This is a genomic window from Dyadobacter frigoris, assembly GCF_005280585.1.
GTDB lineage: Bacteria > Bacteroidota > Bacteroidia > Cytophagales > Spirosomataceae > Dyadobacter > Dyadobacter frigoris.
Genome location: NZ_SZVO01000022.1, coordinates 1 through 15,943 on the forward strand (window position 1 = coordinate 1; position 15,943 = coordinate 15,943).

Annotated in this window: 9 protein-coding genes; 2 read left to right on the forward strand and 7 right to left on the reverse strand. The window is 41.2% G+C overall.

Features of this window, described 5'->3' with window-relative positions:
* Positions 1-509: 509 nt before the first annotated feature.
* From FDK13_RS31105 to rbsK, 7 genes are all read right to left on the reverse strand, one after another.
* Entirely contained in the window at positions 510-1,898 is a 1,389-nt protein-coding gene (locus FDK13_RS31105; protein ID WP_137343929.1) for an aminopeptidase P family protein, read from the reverse strand.
* Positions 1,899-1,952: 54 nt separating this feature from the next.
* Positions 1,953-3,449 (reverse strand): DUF885 domain-containing protein, encoded by a 1,497-nt coding sequence (locus FDK13_RS31110; protein WP_220417475.1) that lies wholly within the window; start codon positions 3,447-3,449, stop codon positions 1,953-1,955.
* Entirely contained in the window at positions 3,383-3,739 is a 357-nt protein-coding gene (locus tag FDK13_RS35940) for a hypothetical protein (RefSeq protein ID WP_220417472.1), read from the reverse strand. The genes FDK13_RS31110 and FDK13_RS35940 overlap by 67 nt, the downstream gene beginning before the upstream one ends.
* Before the next feature lie 284 nt (positions 3,740-4,023).
* Entirely contained in the window at positions 4,024-6,090 is a 2,067-nt protein-coding gene (locus tag FDK13_RS31115) for a sialate O-acetylesterase (protein WP_170982961.1), read from the reverse strand.
* Positions 6,091-6,429: 339 nt separating this feature from the next.
* Complete coding sequence (locus FDK13_RS31120; protein WP_137343931.1) at positions 6,430-8,736, reverse strand: NADP-dependent malic enzyme; 2,307 nt, start codon at positions 8,734-8,736, stop codon at positions 6,430-6,432.
* A 181-nt stretch (positions 8,737-8,917) separates the two neighbouring features.
* Positions 8,918-9,856 carry a nucleoside hydrolase gene (locus FDK13_RS31125; RefSeq protein ID WP_137343932.1) on the reverse strand — a complete coding sequence of 313 codons (939 nt, stop codon included), beginning with the start codon at positions 9,854-9,856 and terminating at the stop codon, positions 8,918-8,920.
* Positions 9,857-9,858: 2 nt separating this feature from the next.
* A complete protein-coding gene (gene rbsK / locus FDK13_RS31130) occupies positions 9,859-10,755 on the reverse strand; it encodes a ribokinase (RefSeq protein ID WP_137343933.1) in 897 nt (298 codons plus the stop codon).
* Positions 10,756-11,230: 475 nt separating this feature from the next.
* On the opposite strand from rbsK, the gene FDK13_RS31135 reads away from it, so the two are divergent.
* Positions 11,231-13,876 carry a DUF7133 domain-containing protein gene (locus tag FDK13_RS31135; protein ID WP_137343934.1) on the forward strand — a complete coding sequence of 882 codons (2,646 nt, stop codon included), beginning with the start codon at positions 11,231-11,233 and terminating at the stop codon, positions 13,874-13,876.
* Between the two features lie 152 nt (positions 13,877-14,028).
* Positions 14,029-15,921, forward strand: coding sequence for a CocE/NonD family hydrolase (locus FDK13_RS31140; protein ID WP_137343935.1), 1,893 nt, complete (start codon positions 14,029-14,031; stop codon positions 15,919-15,921).
* The last annotated feature ends 22 nt before the right edge of the window (positions 15,922-15,943 follow it).

Below are 15,943 nucleotides of genomic sequence, written 5' to 3' on the forward strand. Positions count from 1 at the left end.
TTTTGGGAATAGAGGGGGTTGGAAAGCAAAACAGGCACGGAATGCGTCGTAAAGCGGGCGTTGGTTCCTCATAGAGGTACCCCAAAAAGAACTTCAATAGTGGATTGGCGTCAAGAAATAACCCAAGCGGCATGAATAGGTCATTTGACCCTTCGTTTTATACCTAGATATAAGGAGAGAGAAATGTGGTGTTCCGGGTTATAGGCTCCGGGTTATTCGTGAATTTTACCCTCCGCTACTTTTAAACCTATATATAACGAAAGAGAAAGTATCGTTCAGCTCCTTTGTTCAAGGATTGTTCACAGGAGGCTCACAAGGAGCCCGGGAAATCACGAGATCTGTTTCATGCTAGAAACAGGGAGCTCACAAGGAGCTCGATAATTCGGAATTGTTTCGAAGGGTAATAATACAATGCTTTCATAATAATAGAAATTTGAAATGAAAGCCGGGAATAGATTATACATCACTATACAATTTATTCCCGGCTCATTATATATTGTATCACTTCACTATAACCTATTCAATCCTTCAATATCAGATACCGCCTTAATAAGGGGTTCTCCTAACAACTGATATCCACTCTCTGTAATTAAAAAATTCTCCTCAACCCTTGCTCCGCCAAAATTGCGGAATGCGGCAAGTTTATCATAGTTAATAAAATCTTTCAACTTACCTTGTGCCTGCCACATATCCATTAACTCCGGAATAAAATACAATCCCGGTTCAACGGTAAGTACAAAACCAGCTTCTAATTCTCTCCCTAGCCTAAGCGATTTCAATCCAAATTCCTTGCTTTTGACCATCCCTTCCGAATAACCTACAAATTGCTCTCCCAAATCTTCCATATCATGAACGTCAAGCCCCATCATATGGCCAAGTCCACATTGGAAAAATAATGTATGTGCTCCCTCACTCACCGCATCCTTAACATCACCCTTCATCAACCCCAACTGCTTCAAACCGTCAACCAAATGCTCGCAAGCCAGCTTGTGGATATCCAGAAATCTGATTCCAGGTCTTAACGAATTCGCCGCAGCCTGTTCCGCTTTCAGCACAATCTCATAAACCTCCTTTTGTAATGAAGTAAATTTTTGATCAACAGGAAAAGTTCTGGTCAGGTCACCTGCATAATGCATTGCCGTTTCAGCTCCGCAATCACATAAAATCAATTGCCCCTTTTTCAGCGTGTCGTTAGTTGGATGATTATGCAACGTTTGTCCATTAACAGTATAGATGACAGGATAAGCAATAGTTCCCCCGGCACTTAAAGCAAGGCCTTCAACGATCCCGGCAACATATTTTTCCGTAACATTCTCTTTCGAATAACGGATTGCGGCCAAATGCATTTCGTTACTGATATTTACAGCTTTATCAATTTCGGTAACTTCCAAAGCAGACTTGTATGCACGCTGAGCAATTACCGCTTTTATTAATATTACCGAAGCTCCTTCTTTTACCTTTGTATTAGGAATTTCTAAAATGTCGCTTAGTTTGATAACCGCATCTGATCGGTATGGCGGTAAATAGTGGACGGCCTGTCCAGACGATAAAGATTTTTTAATTAAAATCCCAAGCGAATTTGATTCTGCAACTTTATTAATCCCCGTTTGAGCAGCGATTTCAGTCAACGAAGGCTGCGTGCCCATCCACACTATATCATCAATAGTCGGCTCATTGCCTATTATGATTTCAATATCCTCATCAATATTAATTAACGCAGCCAAACCCGGTTTATCCAATCCAAAGAAATATAGAAACGAGCTGTCCTGACGGAAATGATAGGTGTTATCTCTATAATTCATTCCAACTTCTTCATTCCCTAAAAACAAAATGAGTCCGTGCCCAACTGCCTTTTTTAACTTGTCTCTTCTTTCCTTATATACATCAATACTAAACATCCCCTTTTCCTATTTTAATTGATACGCATTTTAAGTTTTCCAAGGCCGCCAATTTTACTTTTCCAACATCAATGCCTTAATGTATTTAACCGGAGTACTTCCGTAACTCAGGAATTTTTCATGGAAAGATTTTAGATCAAACTTATTGCCCATCTTGGTTTTATAATCCCGGCGTAAATCGATTATTTCTTTATAACCTGTATAATAACTTGTCAACTGTACATTACTGACACTTACTCTTTTCCATTTACCTTCCGCTTCTGCCTGCTGTTGAAACGCTTCCTTAATCAAAAGATGTAAAGCTTCTTCCTTTGTCATATTTCCGGCGTGCACGCTATAATCCAGAATTGTGTTACAAACTGTTCTCAAATGCCACTTATACCACATCAGCCACATTTCAGGTTGATTATTTCCAAAACCATTTTCCAGCATCATTTGCTCGGTATAAACTGCCCAGCCCTCGATCATGGCGCCATTTCCCAAAAGTGATTTTATCAAACTTGGTGATTGATTGGCATAAACAAGCTGAGTATAATGACCCGGGATTGCTTCATGGATATCCAGGATCTGCATGATGTAATGATTGTACTCCCTCAGATAACTTTCCGCTTTCTCTTTTGGCCAGTTGGCAATGCTGCCTACATTATAATAGGTATTTCCCCCTTTATCATACGGTCCCGGTGCACTGATGGAGGCTCCTGCAACGCCAGCCATGTATGCAGGCTCCTTTCTTACAATAAGTGGCTTTGTTGGATCCAGCGTGATCAGTTTTTTTTCATTGATAAATTTAATAAGGCCGGGAATGATGTCGGAAATTGCTGTTTGGAAATCTTGTTGTTTGACGTGATTTACAGAAAGTGTGTCAATCATCCATCCAATCAATTCAAGCGAATCTTTTGGCATTGGCTTATTTCCGAAATACTTTGGCCACAATTGTCTGCTTATTACCGCCATTTTCGACTGAACGTTTTCTTTTCTGGCTACTGCCGAATCGTAAATCTGGTCAGCAGTATAAGCTGACTGAATATTGTGTGCAAATTTTCTTCCATACAAATCTTTCCCTAATCTGAAACTTCTCGGTTTGTCGCTTTTTAATTCTTTCAGCCACTTCGTATAATCTTTTATAGCCGCAACAGCCTTTCCGGATCTTTCTATAATCTGTTTCTTTTCGGAAGCATCAAGCGTCGATACTTTCAACGAATCCAGAAGATCGTTTTCAAATACAGACAATCCTCCCAAATTCTGATCGACTGCCAGACCAAGCAATTCAGGTACCGGATTTATAATTACACTTTTTGCAGCTTTGTAATATTCAGGAACATTAACCAGTCTTCCTTTTATACTTCTCAACCGTTCATTTAGCGGCGCATAATTTTCAGTTAAGATAAATGCAAAAGTTCCGCTTACATTATAAGACGAAGGATCCCACTGATATGATTTTAAAGTATCAGTATTCCACTGACTTTCTTTTAGTAGATTTTGAATCAAATAAAAGTCAGTTTGGCTGGCGGCAGATAACTGTTTGGGATTAATCGTAGCCAGGGAATCCAGCTGACTTTTTGCAAAATAACCGAAGACTCAATCCACTTCTGATCAGGAATAACCAACACGCTATCATATTTATGATAACCCGCCGTTATGGCCCAATCCGGATTTTGTTTCCATAACGCTTCAATAAAGAATGCTGAATAATTTTCAAAAGCTTTGTCCGACTTTATCTCTTTTTCCTCAGAAGTCGAGCTTTTGCATCCTATATATAGCAACGATGATAAAAATAAGGCAGGCAACACGAGTTTGGTAATTCTAACTCTTTGCTCCAATGATTGCAGGTATAATTTCATAAAGCGCTTTTACAGAAAGTTCAGGTTTTTCTTTACTAAAATATAGAATGGTGAACCTGAAAAATAATCAGGTTCAGATTGCCAAATTTAGACTTTAACCTCAGGATTTTCTCCTTTGTATTTAATAAGTTTTTAACCGATTTTACCCCGACCTGAATAATCGAAATTTGTTTGATATTTTAAACGCCGGTTTTAGATCTTACGGAGCTTTGGAGGATGTACCAATGAGTGACGCAAAAATATCAGATGGAAGTAAATTCCGGCAATATTATGACCGGTATAACTTAAAGAACCACTATTTGCCTGGTTACATCAATACCTGAACCTTTTATGCGGACAATGTATTTTCCGGACGACAGATTTCTGACAGGAATTTTCACCCGACTTTTCATATCCTGCCTTTGAAAGGTCATGATTCTGCCCAAAAGATCGTAAACGGTTATTTCTGCATTGGCAATATCGTCTCTGGATTCAACATAAATATTATCTCTTGAACCCGGATTTGGGAATACGACAATATCAGATTCACCTTCGGTAATTACTTCCAATTCATTTGAAAAAGGAGAATAACAGGTCAGCAAATTGGTACCAATCGCAAACGTATCTTTGGTACGTGCTGAATATGTGCCTGTTACATTTGTCCTGATACTGCTGGTAGTGGACGTCGTCAGAATTTGCTCGTCACGCTTCCAGTCATAAGATTCGTTCAGGCCAGTTTCATTGATCGTTGCCGTCGCTGTAAAAGGTCCGGATTTTGCGATAACGGGAGTCGGGATTACAGGACGTACAATGAGTGCCGAAACGTTGGAATTATCCGACAGGCAACCAAAAACGCTCTGGCTTCGTACAAAATAATTTCCCGTTTCTGATACTGTAATTGACGGTCCGCTAAGCAACGCATCGTTAGTGCCCTGTTTGTACCAGGTGTATTGATCATTCCCTGAATTGATCGAAAAAGTAAATGAAGAATCCGCACAGACCTGTTGTGAGCCGGACTGGGCTATGGTTGGTGTAACAGGTTTGATGGATGTATTGATAACTATTTTCTGACTACGAAGTGTATTGCCATTAGCATCCTTAACACGTGCTATGTATGTTCCCGGACTTGAAATGTTGATCGTTCTGCCGCCACCCAAATCCCTGAGACTTCCATTCACGTCGGTATACCAGAAATAATTAAGGTAACCATCCGGTAAAGTCAGGTTAACAGAAGTATTATTCGGTGCGCAGGTGCTGGTAATTTTTGGCTCATCAGAAACGGAAACAGGACTGACAGTTGAGAAAAAATCACTGTTTAAAACGTCATTCCACGCATTGGCAAGAATTGTGGTACCCTCAACTCCTTGAAAATGAGTACCATCTCCGCCCCGGCTTGTAAAAAGATTATCTGTTTCCGGACCAGCATAGGCAATTCCCTGAAGATCCTGGATTACAGCATTTTGCGCGGCAATTACGGACGGGCTTGTGACAGAAACCTGATTTTGGTTCGCAATTCTTGAAGTTCGTGCAATGACCCACGGTACTCTAAAATTAATATCACTGCTCAACTTGGTGATCAAATCCTGAAGTCCGTTTTTGTAGTCGTTAAAATTTGTATTGAGTGGATAGGTATCAGATTCTCCCTGCATCCATAATATCGCACGCGCGCCATATTGTTTTACATAATGCTGCATGGAAAGCCGCACATTCGCATAAGGCATCTGAGGAGCAAACTGAATTAAACCACTGGCTACATCCCATGTAGCTTCATTCCTGCTGCTTTTATTCCAGTTTGATATGGCAGTACCCTCCCAGGCTGTATTTACAAAAAGCACCGGAACGTTTAATTTTACAGCTAAAAGATCCCCCAGAATTCCCCAACACCAGGTGCCATGTCCCCTAAGCCCCATAGTAATATTACTATTGTTGAGCTGCGTAAACAATGGCGGCGGAAGATTGTCCAGCGAATTACTGATCTCATTATTATGATCAATATAATTGACCCGCTCGTCATTTGCTACCGGACTTGAATAGTTAATTCCCTGGGCATTTGATTGGCCGGAAATAATGAAAACCTCTCCTACGCCAACTCTTGAAACCGTGGAGGTGTTTCCAATAATAATCCCATTTTTTGAACCCCTGACTTCAATCGTATACCAGCCGCCGCTAATGCGTATTACACCGCTGAAAACGCCGCCAGCAGGATTAGTCTGCAAGGTTCTCCATGGAATTTCTGTCCCTTGTTCGGCACTGACGGGTAATACGTGCACTTCGATTTTGTCGACGGCAATCGAATAACTTCCACTCACCGTGACGTTTGCCGATTTATCTAAATCCCGTTGATAGATCGCACGTTCAAGAGGTGCGGTCACTGTAACTTGCGCCTGCAGGCAAAAAGGTAAGAAAATAAGTAGGATAACACCCCGATAAGAAGCTAAATACCTACGTTTTTCAAAAAAATAATGTAAAGATTTTAAGATATAGTTCATGAAGTGTGCAAAATCAATAGAATCACAGTGTAACTAATACGACACAAAGTATATAAAAAACGTTGTAGCGTGCAATAAAAAACTATTAAGCGGATGAGGAGGCTTACTGCTTTTTATACAATTACTGATAACTCTGATGATTTGTTGCACAGGCTGATTATAACCTGATTGCAAAAAATAAATCCTGTCCCGGAGGTGTGAGACAGGATTTAATTATGCATATTAAATCTTCCCGGGACTTTCGATATCCTTTACTTTACTCTTCATCTGAGCATCAATAACGGCTACCAGTGCCATGTTGTAAATACTGCGAACGGAACTTCCCAGCTGAAGAACATGAACAGGTTTTTTTAGCCCTAATAAAATCGGGCCAATAGCATCGGCATTACCAACTTCCTTCATTAAGTTATATGCAATATTGCCAGCAGCCAAATTTGGGAATATCAGCGTATTCACATCCTGATTTACCAGCTCGCTAAAAGGATAGCTATCCTGTAAATTTTTTGGATTGAGGGCTACACTAGCTTGCATTTCACCATCTACAATGAGAGAAGGCATACGCTTTTTGATAAGCTTTCTCGCCTCTGACATAATTTTTGCTTCGGGCGAATCACTGCTTCCAAAGTTGGAATAACTAAGCAATGCAATACGTGGAGTAAGGTTAAAGTTTTGAACCTCTCTTGCTGCCAAGGCTGTAATATCTGCCACTTCTTCCGCAGTCGGGTTGAAATTAACAGTTGTATCTGCCAGGAATAACGGTCCTTTTTTAGTTATTAAAAGGTACATCCCTGCAATCTTTTTCACACCATCTTCTTTTCCGATAATCTGAAGAGCAGGTCGGATCGTGTCAGGATAATTTTTGGTAAGACCTGAAATCATCGCATCTGCATCGCCGGTTTCTACCATCATACAACCGAAATAATTCCGGTCCGTCATGGCTTTTTCTGCCTCGTATTCATTGATTCCCTTACGCTGACGTTTATCAAAGTAAAGTTTTGAATATCTTTTTCTGTTTTCTGTCTGCGCATCACTTCTCGGATCAATGATTACCATACCTTCCAGATCTATCCCATTCGCTACTGCCAGGGATTTGATCTTGCTTTCTTCGCCTAAAAGAATCGGGAATGCAGCTTTTTCATCATAAACAAGTTGCGCAGCTTTCAATACTTTCCAGTTGTCCGCATCTGCAAATACCAGTCTGCGTGGATCCAGGCGCGCTTTATTTCCAATTACACGCAGTAATTGATTATCCAGACCAAGCCGGTGGTTCAGTTCTTCCTTATATCCTTCCCAATCCAGAATATGCTTTTTCGCAACACCACTTTCCATAGCTGCAAGTGCTACGGCCGGCGCGACCGTTGATAATAATCTTGGGTCCAGAGGTTTTGGAATAATATAATCCTTTCCGAAAGAAATCGTCTTTTCATTGTAAGCAAGATTCACGATATCCGGCACAGCACTTTTCGCCAGATCAGCCAAAGCTTTTACTGCCGCCAGTTTCATTGCTTCGTTTATTTGTGTCGCTCTCACGTCAAGTGCTCCACGGAAAATAAACGGGAATCCAAGTACATTATTAACCTGATTTGGATAATCGCTTCTGCCCGTGGCCATAATTACATCACTTCTTGCACCGGTTGCAGCTTCGTAAGAAATTTCAGGATCAGGATTCGCCATTGCAAAAACAATTGGATTATCCGCCATGCTTTTGATCATATCCGGCGTTACGACATTTCCTACACTTAATCCTAAAAACACATCTGCATTTTTCATCGCAGAAACCAGCGTCATTTCAGAAGTAGCAGAAACGGTGTAAGGAATTCTGTCTTCGCCCAAGTCCGTACGTGAAGGGTGAAGCACTCCATCTTTATCGAATAAGATGAAATTTTCAGGTTTTGCTCCCAATGAAGTATACAAAAGCACGCATGACATTGCTGCTGCTCCTGCCCCACTGATAACGAACTTTGCTGTATCAATCGTCTTTTTTTGTAATTCCAGTGCATTAAGCAAAGCCGCACTGCTGATAATTGCGGTACCGTGCTGGTCATCATGCATGACCGGAATTTTCATTTTTTGCCTTAATTGTTTTTCAATGTAAAAACACTCAGGGGCTTTTATATCTTCCAGGTTTATTCCTCCAAAGGTCGGCTCCAAAGCCAAGACGATCTGGATAAATTTGTCGGGATCTGTTTCATTTATTTCAATATCAAAAACATCGATATCAGAAAATATTTTGAACAAAACCGCCTTGCCTTCCATAACCGGCTTGCTGGCGTCAGGTCCAATATTTCCCAGACCAAGTACCGCAGTTCCGTTTGTAATTACCCCAACCAGATTTCCCTTAGCTGTGTATTTATATACCTCTTCAACATCTCGGAAAATTTCCTTGCAAGGTTCTGCCACGCCAGGAGAATACGCAAGAGACAAATCCCGTTGGGTTTTCGCATCTTTTGTAGGAATAACTTCAATTTTCCCCGGTCTTCCTTTGGCATGATAATCCAGTGCCTGTTCTTTTCTTAATTGCTCCTTCATAATTAAATTTCAATTCACATCTCAATAAGCCATTTACATTGGCCGCCTATGATCAGAAAATCTTTTGCAAAAATTGTTTACTCTTTTTCTTTGCGCAAAAGTATCACACTTTATAATCATTACCTGTTTGCTGATTCATTGTTTTACTAATAATCGGCCAAATACTAAATTAAATCATCGTTCAGGGGAGATTTTTTATAGCAGCTGCCAGCATTTCTATATATTGTTCACGATCAATATCATAAACTACTTCCACGTTTGGCTCTTTTTGCAGCACATTGAAATAATCAACAACGGTAGCACCGGTAGTAAGTTTTCCAGTTGTTTCTACCGCAACGTAACAAGGTTTCGACTTGAAAATCTCCGGGTTCATAAGCCACGCAATTGCACAAGGATCATGCAAGGCAGCACCACCTTCCAGTTCAACACGATTTTCTCTGTAAAAAATGGAAAAGAATTCCAGCAAACCGGCTGCGGCTAAACCTGTTTTGTTTCCAATGGCTCTGAAAGTTTCGATATCATGTTGAAAAATAACGGCCTTGTGCGTCACATCTAATCCACACATCGTGATAGGCACGCCTGAATCAAAAACGATTGCTGCTGCTTCCGGGTCAGCATATATATTAAATTCGGCAAGCGGTGTCATATTACCACGGAAAATACCACCACCCATCAGCGAAATTCTTTCTATCTTGTTTTTCAAATTGGGAAATGCCAACAGAAAAGCTGCGATATTAGTCAACGGACCGGTAGGAACAATGGTGATTTTCTCCTGACTTTCTCTCAGGATATTGGCAATACCTTCAACGGCCAAAATACTTTCAGCTTCCGAAACAGGTGCCGGAAAAACGGCTCCATCTAAACCACTTTCGCCATGCACATGATCTGAAACCAGTAATTCCCTGAGTAACGGTTTTTCACATCCGCGATAAACCGGCACGTTCACTTCCATCAAAGAAATTAATCGCAATGCGTTGAAAAGTGTTTTGTCCTGCGTCTGGTTTCCCGCCGAAGTTGTTATTGCTTTTACATCAAATCTGCCGCTTCCGAATGCCAGCATTAACATCAGGGCATCATCAAGGCCGGGATCACAATCTATAATTACAGGTATTTTTTTCATTTTTAATTTAATTCATGTTGATAAGGAGCAGAACTCTGAGCACCCATCCGGGTGACAGAAATTGCGGAAGCTTTACATGCGAATTTACAGGCGTCAATCCAGTTTTTACCCTCTGCAAGGGCAGTAACAACGGCTCCGTTGAAAATATCGCCTGCTGCGGTTGTGTCCACGGGAACTACGGTCACGGCAGGAATGATTTCTGAATACTGGTCATTGAAAAGATATACACCGTTTTTGCCCAATGTAATAATGACGTTTTCTATTCCCTTATTTCGAAAAAAAAGTGCCGCTTCTCTCATAGATTCAGGAGAATCTGGCAAAATTCCTGTTAAAAGCTGCGTTTCTGTCTCATTTGGGGTTATAAGATAAATTCCGCTTAGCAGATCGTCATCCAGTTTTACTGCCGGAGCCGGGTTTAGTATTACTTTAATTTTCAAATCATTACATTTTGAAACAATATATTGAATGGTAGCAAGCGGAATTTCCAGTTGCAGTAAAACGAGATCGATATTATCAAAAATACGATCTGTTAAATCAGAGGATTTTAAATCCATATTCGCGCCGGATGCTACTACAATCTGATTTTCACCGTTCTCATTTACTATGATTGAGGCAACACCGGATGGAAAATCAGCAGTTTGTAAAATATAGTCGGTATTTAAACCTTCCCTTTTAAATCCGTCCAGCGCTTCGTTGCCAAAAATATCCTTCCCGACTTTTGCTACAAAACTCACCTCAGCGCCAAGACGAGCTGCGGCTACCGCCTGATTAGCACCTTTTCCACCCGGATTCATTAAAAAAGTCTGCCCTAAAACGGTTTGACCGGGCTGAGGAAACTCTTTCGTTTTAATCACCATATCGGTATTGGAACTTCCGATAACAAGTATTCTGGCGGACATATTCAATTATTTTTCTGATAAATTCCTTTTTGAAATATTCTTGATTCAAAAACCAAAAAGCTAAGTTATTGAATACGTTAAATAATCAACTCTGGTATCCTGTCTTTTGGAAATTAAAAAAATCTAACCATTTCCAGATTCTGCATAAACCTTTAATCTGCAATACTATACCCCTATTTGAGGATTATAGCACAAAATGATAAAGAACGAATCCCGGTCAATCTCAAAATCAGGTTTCAAAGCTTACTATCTAAAAATTACTATAAGGTTAAAAATCGTCTTTTGCCTGCAAAACCCTGAATACGTTGAATAGAAACAATTTCTTTTCTAATTTCGGCCAGAAATTACTGTTTGCAAAAAAATGTGTTTAAAGGACACAACTTTGTCGTTCTGGCAAGTAATAAAAGCGGGTTTCTGCTTTTTAAGTTAGCATTTATTTTTCTTTTCATACTATTCCCGGATACCCTGTTACATTATGTTAAAAATTACTTTGAGTCTGTTTTCCGCCTTTCTTATGTTTGCCTGGTACAATCCGCTGCATGAGAATTCTGAAACACGGAAAACTCCGCAAACCCATGCCGATTCACTACCCAATGCGTCAAGCTGGCCCAGTGAACTGGTTCTTACCAATTTCACAGGACCTGATCTAACGCCAAGTCCCGCCTGCCTTGCCGTTGCTTCCACAGGTGAAGTTTTTGTAGGTGTTGATATGATCGGATCACTTGGAAAAGATCCTGGAAAAGGGAGCATAGTCAAACTTGTTGATAGTAATAATGATGGTAAAGTGGATAAACATACCATTTTCGCTATGGCTGATGACCCGCGCGGAATTATCGCCATGGGAGACAAAGTTTATGTGCTTCACACTGTTTTTTCAAAAGAAAATGGCTTGGCAACAGGAATGGATCTTGTTGTTTTTGAAGATAAAAATAAAGACGGCGTTGCTGACGGTCCGTCAAAACCTTTGATCGAACATATCAGCAATCCAAAGTTTTTGCAAAGCCGTGGTACTGACCATGCTACCAACGGTATTCGTATGGGAATTGATGGATGGATTTATATCGCTGTTGGAGATTTCGGTTTCCATGATGCCATTGACCGTTCTGGTAAAAAAATGACAATGCTTGGAGGTGGAATTGTCCGTGTACGTCCTGATGGTACTGAAATGGAAATTTACACGCACGGTATGCGTAACATTTATGACGTTGCCATTGATCCGTACATGAATATTTTCACTCGCGACAATACGAACGACGGCGGTGGCTGGAATATCCGTTTCAGTAATCAGATCCAGTCTGGCGAATATGGTTATCCTGTTCTTTTCCAACATCATACTGACGAAATCATTCCGGCACTAATTGACCTTGGCGGTGGTTCTGGAACGGGTTCTTTGTATATGGATGAAGATACATGGCCGGCAAAATATAACCATGTTCCGATGATGGCCGACTGGGGAAGAAGCCAGGCGTATATTCACCGTGTTACCCCCGACGGAGCAACTTACACACAGAAGGAAGAGGATTTTATAAAATTATCACAAATTACTGATCTGGACGTAGATGCTTCCGGCCGTCTTTATCTTGCTGCCTGGGACGGCGCGGGTTATTCTGGTAGTGCCTCCAAAGGGTTTGTCGTACGTGCTGTACCTAAAAACTGGAAATACAAAGCTTTTCCGGAGGTTAAAAAAATATCAATAAAAGACCTCGTAACAATTCTTAAATCAGGAAGCGCAACTGCACGCCTGGATGCTCAGCAGGAATTGATCACCCGTCCGGCCAAACAAGCAACAGAAGCGGCATGGAAACTTGCTTCTGATAAAACGTTGCCGCTTTATGTACGCGTAGCAGGAATTTATGCTTACGAGCAAATCACAGGTGAAAGCGGGATTGCAAATCTTGTAAAACTTTCATCTGAAAATGACGTAAAAGAATACGTTTTACGTGCTTTAACGGATCGGAAAGGAAATCTTAAAAATGTTCCGACCGAACTATTTCTTGCCGGAATGAAAGATGCTAACCCGCGTGTTCAGCTTGCTGCTACCATCGGACTTGGCCGTTTGGACCGTATTGAAGCTGCTCAGGCTTTGCTTCAGGTGAAGGTTCCGGCTTCGTTTGTTGCGCCGGCAAAAGATGTTGAAGGTCCTCATGCGACGCCAAACTCTCCTATAATTTTGCCGCATATTGCCGTCCGCTCGCTTGTAAAATTGAACGCTGTTGACGCATCAGTAAAAGCAATTGGAACAGAGAATTCAACGATTGCACTTTGGGCGCTGCGTTATATGCATGATCCAAAAGCAGTTGACGGACTTATTGCTGCTTATAAAAAATCAAGCGATCCGGAATTGAAAAAACAGATTCTTGTGACTTTGGCAAGATTATACAAAAAAGAAGCTGACTATGACGGTTCATGGTGGTGGAGCACGCGCCCGGATTCACACGGCCCTTATTACAAGGCCGTTACCTGGGAATCTTCACCTGAAATCAAAAATATATTGACGGAAGAATGGAATAGATCAGATGCCAATGGAAAGCAGTTTTTTGCAGATTTGAACGCAAGAAATCGTATGGAAATTACTGAATTTGGTGGTGAAGAAGTAGCGGCTGCCAAAGAAGAAGTAAAAATTGATCTTGATAAAATAAGAAATAAAAAGGGTCAGGTTGGCGAATCTTCCATTGAAGATGTAATGTTGGCAATGGCTAAAATAAACGGAGATCCCGCGTTAGGAAAAACTTTGTTTACAAGACAAGGCTGCGTTGCCTGCCATAGTCTCACAAAAGGTGAAACAATGAAAGGACCGTTTATGGGACAGATCGGATCGATTATGAACCGTGAACAGATTGCTGAATCGATCCTGAAACCGAATGCATCGATCTCGCAGGGGTTTGCCTCTGTGGTCATTACCGCCAAAGGCGATAAGACGTACATGGGTTTCATCACGCAGGAATCTGCGACAAAAGTTGTGATGCGTGATATCACCGGACAACTTTATACGATAAAAACTTCCGACATCGTTTCCCGCAAGGAACTGGAAGATTCAATGATGCCGACCGGACTTGCCAGCGCATTATCCTATGAAGAATTTGCTTCGCTGATCACTTTCCTTTCTCAGCAGAAGAAATAATAGATTCAATATTTAGTTTGACAAAAAAGCAGATTTTCGCGAATCTGCTTTTTTGTTTTTAGGCCGATGTAAAAATCTATCAAACCAGAATTTAGTTTTTCATAAAAACTTGCTAGCTTGAAGATCACTTCCCATTACTTAACTGTCTTCTTATGAAAAATACGATTACTTCGTTATTAAGTTTTGTTTTAACATTTTTCATTTCTTCAACTTCACTTTTCGCTCAGGACGATGTTCTGAAAAAGTTACAGGAAATCGCCATCATAGAGCAGAAAATCATGATGCCGATGCGCGATGGTGTAAGGCTTGCAACGGATGTTTACCGACCAAAAACAGACAAAAAAGTACCCATAATTTTTTCAAAAACACCTTATAATTTCAACTCCTGGGGAGATGGTGAATTGAAGCCCCGCACCTATCAGGACGCGCTGGATGCCGTAAAACGCGGTTATGCTTATGTTGTACAAAATGAAAGAGGCAAATTTTTTTCGGAAGGAAACTGGGAAATATTAGGTCCGCCTACGACTGACGGCTATGATGCATTTTCATGGATGACTGCTCAACCATGGTCAAATGGAAAAATCGGGACGCTTGGTTGTTCCTCTACCGCGGAATGGCAAATGGCAGTAGCCGCACTGGATCATCCTTCACATGCTGCTATGGTTCCGATGGGATTCGGCGCAGGTGTAGGAAAAGTGGGGCCTTTTGTTGAGCAGGGAAACTGGTACCGTGGCGGTGCGCAGCAAATGCTTTTTACAACCTGGCTTTATGGAACGGAAACCGATAATATGGCCCGTCCTTTATTTCCTAAAACAGCAACAAGTGAAGATCTTACAAGGATTTCCCGTTTTTATGATCTTGCCCCTGAAATGCCAAAAGTGGATTGGGCACAAGGACTGAAACATTTGCCGGTTCAGGATATTATCCAAAATGTGAACGGACCGAAAGGTACTTACGAAAAAATGATCGTCAGAAAACCGAATGATCCGGAATGGTACAAGGGCGGATTATATCATGACAATATGCCTTTCGGCGTACCAAGTTACTGGTTCGTTTCCTGGTATGACGTTTCAACCGGGCCAAACCTTGCCCTTTTTAATCATGTAAGAAAAAACGGAGTTGATCAACAGGTTCGTGACGGGCAATTTCTGGTGATTTCACCAACCTTACATTGTGCATACAAACGCACTACGGAAAACACGATTGTCGGCGAGCGCAGCGTAGGTGATGCGCGACTGGATTATGACGGATTGATCTACGGCTGGTTTGATTATTGGCTAAAAGGTGAAGATAATAATATGCTCAAAAAGACACCACGAGTACAGTATTTCACCATGGGCTCTAACAAATGGCAATATTCTGAAACCTGGCCGCCGGCAAATGTTGAACCAACAGCCTATTATTTTTCAAGTAAAGGAAATGCTAACAGTTTGTACGGCGACGGAAAATTAACGGTAAAACCGATTGGAAAAGAAGAAAAACCGGACGCATTTGCTTATGACCCGGCCTTCCCAGTCCCTTCTTATGGCGGCAATGTTTGCTGTACCGGAACTGCCATTCAGGGAGGTTCGTGGGATCAGCACCAGATGGAAACACGTCAGGATATTCTGGTTTACACAACTGAGCCTTTTAAAGATGGTGTTGAACTGACCGGATCCATCGAAACAACACTTTTTGTTTCTTCCGATGCAAAGGATACTGATTTCACTGTTAAGCTAATTGATGTTTATCCGGATGGCCGCGCTTTCAACCTGGACGAAACAATTCTGCGTGCCCGCTACCGTGAAGGTTTTGATAAAGAAGTTATGATGGAAAACGGAAAAGTTTACGAGCTGACTTTAAGTCCAATGTCAACAAGCAATTTCTTTGAACCGGGACATAGTGTGAGAGTAGAAATATCAAGCAGCAACTTCCCTCGCTTCGACAGAAATATGAATACAGGCGGCAATAACTTTGATGAATCCAAAGGCATTATAGCCCACAACAAAATCCTGCACAATGCCCAATACCCATCCAAGTTAATACTGCCAATCGTCAAAAAATAAAATTAAACGCGGAGTTAAGTGA